8 protein-coding genes are annotated in these 11686 nt (G+C 72.0%); 4 read left to right on the top strand and 4 right to left on the bottom strand.

Going from position 1 to position 11686, the window contains the following annotated elements; all coding sequences use genetic code 11:
• Positions 1–32: 32 nt before the first annotated feature.
• Both WMF39_RS35720 and WMF39_RS35715 read left to right on the top strand, forming a co-directional pair.
• Positions 33–2867, top strand: coding sequence for a serine/threonine-protein kinase (locus WMF39_RS35720; protein WP_437740944.1), 2835 nt, complete (start codon positions 33–35; stop codon positions 2865–2867).
• Between the two features lie 88 nt (positions 2868–2955).
• On the top strand, positions 2956–3798 hold the full coding sequence (locus tag WMF39_RS35715) for an alpha/beta fold hydrolase (RefSeq protein ID WP_437740943.1): 843 nt from the start codon (positions 2956–2958) through the stop codon (positions 3796–3798).
• A gap of 410 nt (positions 3799–4208) precedes the next feature.
• Here WMF39_RS35715 and WMF39_RS35710 read toward each other — a convergent pair whose 3' ends face one another.
• The 4 genes from WMF39_RS35710 to WMF39_RS35695 all read right to left on the bottom strand — a co-directional run bounded on the left by WMF39_RS35710 (position 4209) and on the right by WMF39_RS35695 (position 9740).
• Entirely contained in the window at positions 4209–5543 is a 1335-nt protein-coding gene (locus WMF39_RS35710) for a sigma 54-interacting transcriptional regulator (protein ID WP_437740942.1), read from the bottom strand.
• A 245-nt stretch (positions 5544–5788) separates the two neighbouring features.
• Positions 5789–8347 carry an RCC1 domain-containing protein gene (locus WMF39_RS35705; protein ID WP_437740941.1) on the bottom strand — a complete coding sequence of 853 codons (2559 nt, stop codon included), beginning with the start codon at positions 8345–8347 and terminating at the stop codon, positions 5789–5791.
• Positions 8348–8733: 386 nt separating this feature from the next.
• The gene (locus WMF39_RS35700) at positions 8734–9435 is read right to left on the bottom strand and encodes a transposase (protein WP_437740940.1); all 702 of its coding nucleotides are present in this window, start codon (positions 9433–9435) and stop codon (positions 8734–8736) included.
• An 83-nt stretch (positions 9436–9518) separates the two neighbouring features.
• Positions 9519–9740 carry a hypothetical protein gene (locus WMF39_RS35695; protein WP_437740939.1) on the bottom strand — a complete coding sequence of 74 codons (222 nt, stop codon included), beginning with the start codon at positions 9738–9740 and terminating at the stop codon, positions 9519–9521.
• Between the two features lie 64 nt (positions 9741–9804).
• On the opposite strand from WMF39_RS35695, the gene WMF39_RS35690 reads away from it, so the two are divergent.
• Together WMF39_RS35690 and WMF39_RS35685 are read left to right on the top strand one after the other, a co-directional pair.
• Positions 9805–11058 carry a hypothetical protein gene (locus WMF39_RS35690; RefSeq protein ID WP_437740938.1) on the top strand — a complete coding sequence of 418 codons (1254 nt, stop codon included), beginning with the start codon at positions 9805–9807 and terminating at the stop codon, positions 11056–11058.
• A gap of 61 nt (positions 11059–11119) precedes the next feature.
• Complete coding sequence (locus WMF39_RS35685) at positions 11120–11671, top strand: MFS transporter (RefSeq protein WP_437740937.1); 552 nt, start codon at positions 11120–11122, stop codon at positions 11669–11671.
• Positions 11672–11686 lie beyond the last annotated feature (15 nt).

Genomic DNA, 11686 nt, shown 5'->3' with positions numbered 1-11686 from the left:
AGACGGCTCGACGCCGGTGCATCCTCCGCCTTATGCGCCCGGGAGAGGTCATCGACAGCCGCTTCCAGCTCGAGCGCGTCGCGGCCTCCGGTGGGATGGGGACGGTCTACCGCGCCGTCGACCGGGCCACGGGGGCGCAGGTCGCGCTCAAGCTCCTCGGCCAGCCCGACCGGAGCGCCGCGCACCGCTTCGAGCACGAGGCGCGGATCCTCGCCGAGCTCGATCACCCGCGGATCGTCCGGCACGTGGCCCACGGCATCACCCCCGACGGGGTGCCCTACCTCGCCATGGAATGGCTCGAAGGGGAGAGCCTCGCGCAGCGCCTCGCCCGGCAGAAGCTCGATCTCGAGGAGAGCCTCGCCCTGCTCCGCGCGGCCGCCGAGGCGCTCGGGGCCGCGCACGCGCGGGGCATCGTCCACCGCGACGTCAAGCCGAGCAACCTGCTGCTCGTCGGCGGCGAGGCCGCCGGCCTCAAGGTGCTCGACTTCGGCATCGCCCGGATGAAGCGCACCATCGGCGCGCTCACGCAGACCGGCTCGGTGATGGGGACCCCCGGCTACATGGCCCCGGAGCAGGCCACCGGCGAGCGCGACCGCCTCGACGCGCGGGCCGACATCTTCTCGCTCGGCGCCGTGCTCTTCGAGTGCCTCACGGGCAGGCCCGCGTTCCAGGGCCAGCACGTGATGGCCCTCCTCGCGAAGCTCCTCATGGAAGACCCGCCGCGCGTGCGGAACCTCCGGCCCGAGGTGCCGCAGGAGCTCGACGAGTTCGTCGCCCGCATGCTCGCGAAGGACCCGGATCAGCGGCCGCGCGACGGCTCGGCCGTCGTCGAGGCGCTCGACGCCCTCGAGCGCGATCCGACGAGCGGCCTGGCCGCGCCCCCCGTCCTGTACGAGGCGATCACGGCGTGCGAGCTCCGGCTGCTCTCGCTGGTGGCCGCGCGGGAGCCGCGCTTCTCGCCCTGCGACAGCGCGGCCAGCACGCTCGTCGCCGCGGCGCCGAGCGACCTCACGAGGAAGCTCTACACGAGCGCGCAGCCGTTCGGGGCGCGCGTGGACGCGCTCGCCGACGGGACGATCGTGCTCTCGATCGCCGGCGTTGGCGACGCCGCCCTGCAGGCCGCGCGCGCGGCGCGGTGCGCCCTGAAGCTCGTCGAGCTCGTGCCGGAGGCCTCCGTCGTGCTCACGACCGGCCGCGCCGAGCACACCGGCAGCCTCCCGGTCGGCCCGGTCATGGACCGCGCGGCCGCGCTCCTCGCCCTCGCGGAGCGCGACGCGCGCCCGGAGCGGAGGCCCGCGCCCGTGTGGATCGACGACGTGACGCGGGCGCTGCTCGACGCGCGGTTCGAGATCGAGCCGGCGCGGCCCGGCTCGTTCTTCCTGCTGCAGGAGCGCGAGGTGGGCCGGTCGGCGCGGACGCTCCTCGGCAAGCCGAGCCCCTACGTCGGCCGCGACAGGGAGCTCCGGAACCTGCGCGAGCTCCTCGAAGACAGCTTCGGCGGGCCCGAGCCCCGCGCCATCCTGATCACCGGGCCGCCCGGGATCGGCAAATCCCGCCTGCGGTACGAGCTCATCGAGATCCTGCGGGAGCGGCACCCCGAGCTCACCGTCGCGGTCGGCCGCGGCGACTCGCTGAGCGCGGGATCGCCGTTCTCGCTCCTCGGCTCCGCGCTCCGGGGCGCGGCCGGCATCACCGGCGGCGAGCCCGCCCCGGCGCAGCGGGAGCGGCTCCTCTCGCTGGTCGCCCGCGCCCACGCGCTGACGCCGGGCGAGAGGACGAGGATCGCCGCGTTCCTCGGCGAGATCGTCGGCACGCCGTTCCCGGGCGAGGCCGATCCGAGGTTCCTCGAGGCGCGGCAGAGCCCGGCCCTGATGGCCGACCAGATCCCGCTCGCCTACCTCGACTTCATGGAGGCGGCGTGCGCGGCGGGGCCCTACCTGCTCGTGCTCGAGGACATCCAGTGGGGCGACGCGGCATCGCTCAAGCTGATCGCGCGGGTCCTCCGGGAGCTCCGCGACCGGCCCTTCGCGGTGCTCTACCTGGCGCGGGTCGAGGTGCGGAAGGTCTTCCCCGTCCTCTGGGAGGGCAGCGAGGTGCACGAGATCACGCTCGGCGCGCTGCCGCGCCGCGCGGCCGAGGAGCTCGTGCGGCAGATGCTCGGCGACGGGTTTCCGCCCTCCGAGGTCGCGCGCCTCGTCGAGCGCGCGAGCGGCAACGCGTTCTACCTGGAGGAGCTCATCCGGGCGGTCGCGGAGGGGCGCGCGGACCGGCTGCCGGAGACGATCCTGGGCATGGTCGAGGCGCGGCTCGAGGCCATCCCCGCGGAGGCGCGGCGGCTGCTCCGGGCGGCGAGCATCTTCGGCGAGGCGTTCTGGAAGACCGGGGCGCTCGCGCTGCTCGGCGACGCCGGCGGGTCGACGCTCGCGGTGGACTGGCTGCCCTGGATGCTCCAGCGCGAGCTGCTCGAGCGCCGCGAGCAGAGCCGCTTCTCGGACGAGGAGGAGTATGCGTTCCGGCACGCGCTCATCCGCGACGGCTGCTACGCGATGCTGCCGGACCACGATCGCGCGCTCGGGCACCGGCTCGCCGCCGAGTGGCTGCTGCAGGCGGGAGAGCACGACGCCAAGGTGCTGGCCGAGCACTTCGAGCGGGGCGGCGAGCCGCGGCTCGCGGTGGAGTTCTACCTGCACGCGGCGGAGCAGGCGCTCGCCGGGAGCGACCCGGCCGCCGCGCGCGCGCTCGCGGACCGGGGGCTCGCCCTCGGCGCGGAGCGGGACGTCGAGGCGGTGCTCCGCGGGATCCGGGAAGGGGCGTCCCGCGCGCTGGGCGTGGCGGACGAGCGCGCCGCGCCCTCGTCGCGGTCGTGAGCGCTCAGGGAGGCCGCTTCCGAGGCCGCGGGTGCCGACGGCGCGAGGCCTGGCGCCGCGCCACGGTCCGTGATTTCACTCGATCACGATGAGAGTGCAGACAGGCGATGTCCGGCTGTTCTTCGATGTGGAAGGGGCGAAGCTCGTCCCCGAGGGGCCCGCGATGCGGGAGCGACCTACCGTGATCCTGCTGCACGGCGGGCCGGGAGGCGATCATACCGAGTTCGTGCCGTTCGGCTCGGCGCTCGCCGAGGTGGCGCAGGTCGTCTATCTGGATCACCGCGGCTGCGGGCGCAGCGATCGCAGCGGGCCCGAGCGGTGGAACCTCGAGACGTGGGCGGACGACGTGCGGGCGTTCTGCGACGCGCTCGAGATCGAGCGGCCCGTCGTGCTCGGAAACTCGTTCGGAGGCATGGTGGCGCAGGCGTACGCGGCGCGATACCCCGATCACCCCGGGAAGCTGATCCTGACGAGCACGACCGCGAAGCTCCGCCTCGATCGCATGCTGCCCGTCTTCGAGCGGCTCGGGGGCGCGCAGGCGGCCGACATCGCGCGCCGGTTCTTCGCGGAGCCGATGCCCAATTTCCACGACTACATCCGTGTCTGCCTCCCGCTCTACCGCCAGTCGCCGCCGGAGGAAGACGCGCTCCGCCGCGCGGTCCTCCACCTCGACGTGGGCGGCTATTTCGTGGCGGGTGAGATGCAGACCTACGACCTGCGCGCGGACCTCGCGCGCGTCCGGTGCCCCACCCTCGTGCTGTCCGGCGATCTCGACCCGTTCGCGACGACCGCGGATGCGCGCGATCTCGTCGCCGCCTTGCCCCGGGAGCTCGTCCAGGCGCGGAGCTTCCCCCGCGCCGGGCACGCGGTGCTCGACGACGCGCGCGACGAGGCGCTCGCAACGATCCGGGAGTTCCTCGGCGCGCCCTGAGCGACGGACGCCCGGGAGCCGAGCGCGCGGGTCCGACCCGCATGGGGCGGAGCCGCCTGCGCCCCCCAACAAGGCACAAAAAAAAGAGCGCCCATTCGACGGCGGGGGGGAAGCCGTCACGGGCGCTCTGGTCTACGTACTTAGCAGGATGCGGGCCAGGGTCATCCTTCAGGCTTTCCCCGGGTTTCCCCTGAGGCAAACGTCCGATGCCTTTCATTCGTGAGATCGGGCCTTGCAGACATGGCAGCTCGGTCGCCCTGAAGGCAGGGGGTCGCGCTCGCCAGCCGCGCCCGCGCTTGCCAGGGCCGGGTGCATAGCGCCGCACAGCGATCGTTGCGGCGACACGCCCACGCCGCCGCGTCACCTCCGAGGCACCCGCGCGACGCCGGCCAGGGCGGCTCTCTCAGGGGTCACCCCTCCGCGTCGTCGCCGCCGGCGGCCTCGTCGGTCGCCGTGCGCCGCCCGAGCCAGCGGCGGAGCTGCGTCCGGTGCACGCCGAGCTCGCGGGCCGTGCGCGCCACGTTCCCCCCTTCGCGGCGCAGCACCGCCTCGATGACCTCGTCGGCGGGCAGCGACGCTGCCCGCCGCGTCTGCCGCTCGCCGGGCGGGGGCAGCGACGATGGCTGGCACCTCCACGCGGATTGCTCCGGCGCGCTCGCCTGTGGCGCGACGAAGGCTTGCCCCGCCGAGGGCGACAGGTGCCGCGCCTGGACCACGGGGCTCATCTCGAGCTGCGCCGCATGCGCCGCTGCGCGGATCTCCGCCATCATCTCCCGCACGTTGCCGGGCCACGCCCGCACGAGGCACGCCTCGATGAGCGACGCGTGGGCCACCAGCGGCGCGCTCTCCTGGCCGCGCTCGACAGCAGCGACGGCGCTCCGCAGCGCCACGTCCACGAGCCACGGCACCTCCTCGGGCCGCTCGTGGAGCCGCGGAATGCGGACCGCCGGCTGCGCGATGCGGAAGTAGAAATCCTCGCGGACCTTCCCTGCGGCCACCTGCGCGCGCAGATCCTTGTGGCTCGCCGACACGAGCGCGAAGTCCACCTGCACGGGCCGCGCGGCCCCGAGCGGGATCACCTCCTTCGCCTCGAGCGCGCGGAGGAGCTTCGCCTGCACCCCGAGCTCGAGCTCGGCCACCTCGTCGAGGAAGAGGACCCCGGCGTGGGCGGCTTGCACGTACCCGTCGGAGTCGGCCACGGCGCCCGAATAGGCCCCCTTGCGCGCGCCGAAGAGCAGCCGCTCGGCGAGCCCGTTGGGGATGGCGGCGCAGTTCACGGCGACGAACGGCCCCCCGCGCCGCGCGCCGAGGGCGTGGAAGGCCCGCGCCGCGTGCTCCTTGCCGGTCCCGCTCTCGCCGGTGATGTGGAGCGTCGCTCCCAGGTGCGCCGCGCGATCGATCGCGTACCACGCACGGGCGAGGGTCGCCCCGAGGATCGTGCCCCCGGCCGTGGAGATCCCCGCCCGGAACGGCGCCACGTCGGCCCGGAGCACGAACACCGATGAGCCCGTGCGCACGATGCGCAGCTCACCGCCCGCGCGCGCGCCGGTCAACGGAACGCCGTCGAGCGACGTTCCGTTTCGGCTATCGAGATCTTCGACCTCCCACTGGCCCTGGGTCCAGCGCACGCGCGCGTGTTTGCGCGACATCCGCAGGTCGTCCAGGGGGACGCCGCCGACCTCGCCGCGCCCGAGAGCGAGCTCGCCGTCCTTGAGCGGGAGGACATCGCAGCGAGGGCTGTCCACGGAGAAGACCAGCACCAGCCCCGGTGTCGGCTTCGTGGCACACAAGGGTCCCGAAGCCGCTCCGAGCGCGTCGTCCAGGGTCGTCGTGAATGTCGTGGGCGCCACGTCGCCGACGAGTGTAACGTGGACCCGCAGCGAGAGCGACGCCGTTGCCGGCGCGCTTGCCGTCGACCCGCAGGCCCGCCGCGCTGCGAAAGCGAAGATCCACAGGCTCACGCCGCCGGGCGCGATCGAGCCGAGCGCCGTCAGTTCGGCAAGGGGAGCCAGAGCTGGCCGTCGACGCTGTGCCCCCAGCAGTAGACGGTGCCGTCGGCCTTCACCCCGCAGTTATGGCTCCTGCCCACGCGGAGCTCCACGAAGGTCCCCGCGGGGTCCGTCGCCTTGTCGCTGTCATCGTACCCCCAGCAGTGGATCGTGCCGTCCGTCTTCAACCCGCAGCTGTGGGAAGAGCCCGCGCCGACCTGGGTGTACGTCCCCTCCGGAGCGGTGGCCTGGCCGAAGTTGTTGTATCCCCAGCAGTAGACGGTGCCGTCGGTCTTCACCCCGCAGTTGTGATTCAAGCCCGCGCTGACCTGCTGGTAAAGACCAGGAGGCGTGTCGGTCTGGCCGAAGTCGTTGTACCCCCAGCAGTGCACGGTGCCGTTCGTTCTCACCGCACAGCTGTGACTTTCGCCCGCGCTGACGCTGAGGAAGTCGCCGTCCTGATCCTCGGCCCTGCCGTTGAGATTCTGGCCCCAGCAGTCCACATCGCCGAGCGTCGTCACCCCGCAGTTGTGGTAGGAGCCCGCCTCGATCTGAACGAAGGGGCCAGCGGGCGCGGTGATCTGACCGTACATGTTGTCCCCCTTGCAGTCCGCTGTGCCGTTCGCCTTCAGCCAGCAGGTGTGCTGGAAGCCCGCGCTCACCTGGGTGAAGGTGCCAGTGGGCGCCACGCCCCAGGAAGAAGTCGTGTTTCCCCAGCACTCCTCCGTGCCGTCCGCCCTGATGCCGCAGCTGTGATCGTCGCCCACGGCGACGTGCGAGAACGCCATCGTCGGCGGCGCGGTCCGCCCTGACCCGGGATATCCCCAGCAGCCCACACGGCCGGTCGCCGTCACGCCGCAGGTGTGATCTCTCATCGCGTTGATCTGGATGAAGTAGGCGTCGGGCGGTGAGGCCTGATCCTCGGTGTCCCTCCCCCAGCAGTCCACGTAGCCGGCCGTCCGCAGGCCGCAGCTGAAGTCGTGGCCCAGGGTGACCTGGGTGAAGGTGCCGGCCGGATCCGTGGCCTCGCCGTAGGTGTTGCTCCCCCAGCAGTGGACCGCGCCGTTCGTCCGCACCCCGCAGCTGTGGTGATCGCCCACGCTGACCTGGGTGTAAACGTACGGGGGGGCCGTGCTCTGTCCCTGGGCGTTGAGACCCCAGCAGTGGACGCTGCCGCTCGTCCTCACCCCGCACGTGTGGAAATCGCCCGCGGCGACCTGGGTGAAGGTCCCCGACGGATCCGTCGCCTTGTCGTATTCGTCGTTCCCCCAGCAGTGGACGGTGCCGTTCGTCCTGATCCCGCAGTTGTGGTCGTGGCCCGAGGCGACGTGGGTGTAGCTGCCCGGCGGATCCGCGTCCTGTCCATGGCTGTCGTCTCCCCAGCAGTTGACCGCGCCGGTCGCCGTCACCCCGCAGGAGTGACGGGTGCCCGCGCTCAGCTGCCGGTAGGCGCCGGCCTGCGCCGTGGACTGGCCGTACGCGTTGTCCCCCCAGCAGATCATCGTGCCGTTCACCCGGAGCGCGCATGTGTGCAAGGCGCCCGCCGCGACCGTGACGTGCCCGAAGGCGCTCCCGAGCGCCGGATCCGCCTCGTCGGTGCCCCAGCAGTCGACCGTGCCGTCCAGCCTCAGTCCGCAGGTGAGCCCGCGTTGCGTGCTGATCTGGGAGAAGAAGCCCGGAGGATCGATCGCCCCGCCATGCGCGTTGTCTCCCCAGCAGTCGACGGTGCCGTCCGGCTTCAGCCCGCAGCTGTGATAGACGCCCACGCTGACCTGGACGAAGGTGTCCGGGGGGGCGTCGAGCTGACCTTCATTGCTGCGCCCCCAGCAGTGGACCGTCCCGTCGGTCCTCAGCGCGCAGCTATGAAACGAGCCCGCGCTGACCTGGGTGTACGCGCCCGTCTGGTCCGCGCCCTGACCATAGGTGTTGTTGCCCCAGCACCTGATCGTGCCGCTCCGCCGCACCGCGCAGTTGTGGGAATCGCCTGCGCTGAGCTGTGTATACTGCGACAGCTGATCCAAGCTCTGGCCGTGGTTGTTGCGCCCCCAGCAGTCGATCGTGCCGCTCGTCCGCAGCGCGCAGGTGTGATCCCGGCCAGCGCTGACCTGGACGAAGGTGTAGTCGGGACTCGGGGGATCCCAGGGGTCCACCGAGGGATCCACGGGGGCAATGGCCTGACCATCGGTGTTGCGGCCCCAGCAGTGGACCCTGCCGTTCGTGCCGACCGCGCAGCTATGGGCGTCGCCCGCGCTGACCTGGAGGTAGTTGCCCGCGGGATCATCGGCCTGGTGCTCGTCGTTGAGGCCCCAGCAATCGATCGTGCTGTTCGGCCTCAGCGCGCAGGCATGGCCGCGGCCGGCGCTCACGATCGACTCGTCGAATGCGGCGTGGAGCGGCGTGTCGTCGTCGCGGAGGGCTTGCGGGACCGCGGCGAGCTCGTCGCCGACGTCGGCGCCGGGAGCGCCCGGCATCTCGCCGGCGCACCCGAGCACGGCGAGCGCCGAGGCGCCCAGCGCGAGCGAGAAGCCGAGCCTCCGGCCCCGGCTCGCGCGCGAGCTCACGGCAGCAGGTTTTCTGGACGTACGGTGCAACATGGTTCCTCGATGATGATGTGTTAAGGTTAGGAGAGAAGAGCGGCAGGAGCCCTCTCCGACCCTTGTCGTGGCGGAGGCAGGAGGTCGCCCTCGGCGCAGGCTCGTGCGAAAGGGCTCATGGCAATCGGTGTGCCCGGAACGATCGCCGGGCGCGCCCCCGGGCCACCCCCGAGCGGCGCGGCAGGCGGCGTCCGCGGCGTGCACTGCTCGAAGGGCGGGGCTCACGGCGCGGCGGTCCCTGCCCGAGAGCGAGCCGGCGGCACCGGACGAATGGCACGTGGCACGTGCCACGTGCCACGTGCCAGGTGGGCGCGCGTGCCACGAGCTAGAACGCCGAACATGTTGAAAGTCGTCTAATCCAGGATCTGAATCGCTGCCGCCTTCTGTTTCGGGTCGCTCCAGTCCAGGTCGAGCCCGGCCTTGATGCTGGGAGCCAGAAGCAGCGGGATGCCCGCCTTGCGGCAGATCTCCTCGGGCGGACGCTCCGTGATCTTCGACACGACGCGGACGATGCTGCGTGCAGCGTGGCCGAGCAGGTTGATCGTGTCCTCAACCCGCCCGGCCCCCGCTAAAGGGCGGCTATCGATGGCCACGCGCAGCGCCTTGGACACCGCACGCCTCTCGCCCTCCGTCATAGCGCCGGACCGAACAAGCGCCACGGTCCGCTCCAGCAGCATCCGGTCCATCTCGTGCGCGACCATCCGCTCCCGGAACGCCTGAAGCGCGCCCTGCGGGAACGGCGGCGTCGCCGCACCCAGGCAGCCGAGCACCGTCTGCCAGCGCAGGTCGACGACGCACAACTCCACCGCCTCGGCATCCGATGCGCCGACGTAGCCTTGGAGCAGCGTGACCATGCACATCAGCGCCGGTGGATGCGGCGCCTCGCCTGCCCCCGTCGTCCGGTACATGCCCTCCAGCTGCTCCTGGAACGTCTCATCGAACAGCTCGTGCCGGTGCTGCCTGAGAAAGCCGAACAGTGCTCTCACGCGCGTCAGCCGCTTCATCAGCGCCTGCTCTTGCCGCGACAGCTCCACCGGCGGCGACCATCGTTCCATCCGTGCACCTCCGGACGCGGACGAGATCATGGCCCGACGAGACCGTCGAACCTTCCATCGAAGCGACCAGAATTATCGCAAAATCAACCTGATCGGTCCTCTCGCCTCTTGCCGAAGATCCGGCCGCGCGGCGCGCCGAAGACCTCGTGGCACGGGCGTGCGCTCGGCGCTCGCTGGAACAGCTCGGTGACGATGCCGACGAACGGCAGCCGCGGCGTCAACGTGTTGACGACCGCTGGGGTTGACAGAATGGCACGGAATAGCCAGTCACGCCCGGGCTTTTCATAGCCGATGACAGACAGCAAGGCGCGACTCCGGAGGAGGCTGAAGCATCTGGGCGTTGGGCTCGCGGCTACGGCCGCGCTTTTCGTGCTCTTCCGGGCCGGCGCATCGGCCTGGGGGCAATCCCGGCTCCGCGATTACGTGGATGCCACCGAGGCCGAGTGGGACGCAGAGCGCGCGCAGATCCGCGAGCGCGCGCGGGCCGCCCGCGCAGGCGCCGGGGGCGAGGACTGCGGGGCGAGCTATGCGAGAATACCGATGATCCCGCTGAGCCCCCTTTCCCAGATGTTGGAGCAAGCGATCGAGGCTGGGCCCAGCGCGCCGCTCTCCCCCGAGCTCCTCGCCGTTCTCGAGCGGCAGCGCCCGGCGCTGGACGCCTTCCGGCAGGCGGCGCGGTGCTCTCACGTCGAGCTGGCGAAAGACGAGCCGGTGGGCGATCTCGCGCTGGTGTGGCCGGCGCTGAGGGCGAGCCGACTGGCCTTGATCGAGGGGCACGCGCTCGCGGCCAGGGGAGACGCTCGCGGCGCCCTTGATCGCTATCTCACCGTGGCCAGGGTCAGCGCGGACATGTCCGCTGGGTCGCACACCGCTGTCGTGATCAGCGCGTTCGCCGCCACGCCCGCGTACCGCGGCATCGCCGCGCTGGTCGCCGGCGCGCCGCGGCTCGCCCCCGCGGAGCTCGCCGAGCTGGACCAGGCGCTCGCGGAGCGAGGGCGCCACCTGCCTCTGCTCTCCGACGCTATCCGGAAGGAGCGCTTGGACCTCCGGAAGACGGCCGTGGGCCTGAGCGAGGGGGGCACTTCCGCCGAGGAGATCCCTTTTCGCGTGACGTCCACCAGCGTTCTCGCGCTCACCCTGGTGCTCCCGGCGGACGCCGTGTTCGGCGAGGGCATCCCCCAGCTCGACGCACGGCTGCGGCGCGCGGAGCAGATCGCGCTCGATGCGCAGCGCGATCCGTCTCAGATAGGACGATTCCGGGAGCTCGCGATCGACTCCCTCGCCGCCGAGGCCACCCCGTTCGGCACGTTCCGTGACCCTGAGTTTCTCCAGGACCTGGCGCGGCGGGATTGCGCCCTGCGAGCGTCGCATCTCCTCGCGCGCGCGGCCGTCGAGGCGGAGCGGGCGTATACGGACGGCGGCTACCCCGAGGCGCTCCCGGCCCTCGCGCAAGACCCTTGTGGGACAGGACCTCTCGTATACAGAAAGAGCCCGGACGGCGGTGGTTACAGCCTGTTCAGCGTCGGCAAGGATGGCAAGGCAGGCGGTCCGCGCGCCGAAAACGGCAGGATCAGCGACGGCGACGATCTCGTCGTCACCCGGCGAGGAGAGGGCATCCGGTAGCGGGCGATCAGGCGGCGGAGCGCTAGCCGCGGCCGGGCACGGTGACGGATGAGCCGCGACGATGAGCGCCGTCCCGACCCCGCGCACGTCGACCCGGAGGCCGCTCTACGGCTGGCTCATCGCCGAGGCCCTCTCGCTCACCGGCACCCGCATCTCGCTGATCGCGTTGCCGCTCTTCGTGCTCGAGACGACCGGCAGCGCGACCCGGACCGGCCTCGTGGCGCTCGCGGAGACGCTGCCCCTGGTCCTGTTCAAGGCGCTCGGCGGTCCCGTCATCGACCGGGTGGGCGCGCGCCGGGTCGCGATCGGCTGCGATCTCGCCTCGACGCTGGTCGTCGCCTCGATCCCGCTGCTGTACCACGCTGGCCTGCTGGGCTTCCCCCTGTTGCTGGCCCTCGTCGCCGTCGCCAGCGCGCTGCGTGGACCGGGTGACGCCGCCAAGCAAGCGCTCGTGCCGCTGGTCGGGGCCAATCCGGCTCGTGGAGACCGTCGGGCGTGGAGGGAGTGGAGCACTGGCCAGGTGGCAGCGACTTCGATAACTACTTATCGAGCAGAGGCCGCTCCGCCGCACCGGCCAGCCGGACGACCTCGCGCCCGTCGCGAGGGAAATTGACACCCGTCGTGTGAG

It is taken from the genome of Sorangium sp. So ce1504, assembly GCF_051521635.1.
GTDB classification, from domain to species: domain Bacteria; phylum Myxococcota_A; class Polyangia; order Polyangiales; family Polyangiaceae; genus Sorangium; species Sorangium cellulosum_B.
Note: the sequence above shows the minus strand (reverse complement) of the source record. Positions and strands in the feature narration are given on the sequence as shown.

Excerpts from the sequence above, each read along its gene's own strand:
- WMF39_RS35700 (WP_437740940.1), bottom strand. The coding sequence starts at position 9,435 with ATGGAACGATGGTCGCCGCCGGTGGAGCTGTCGCGGCAAGAGCAGGCG.
- WMF39_RS35685 (WP_437740937.1), top strand. The coding sequence starts at position 11,120 with ATGAGCGCCGTCCCGACCCCGCGCACGTCGACCCGGAGGCCGCTCTAC.
- WMF39_RS35720 (WP_437740944.1), top strand. The coding sequence starts at position 33 with ATGCGCCCGGGAGAGGTCATCGACAGCCGCTTCCAGCTCGAGCGCGTC.
- WMF39_RS35715 (WP_437740943.1), top strand. The coding sequence starts at position 2,956 with ATGAGAGTGCAGACAGGCGATGTCCGGCTGTTCTTCGATGTGGAAGGG.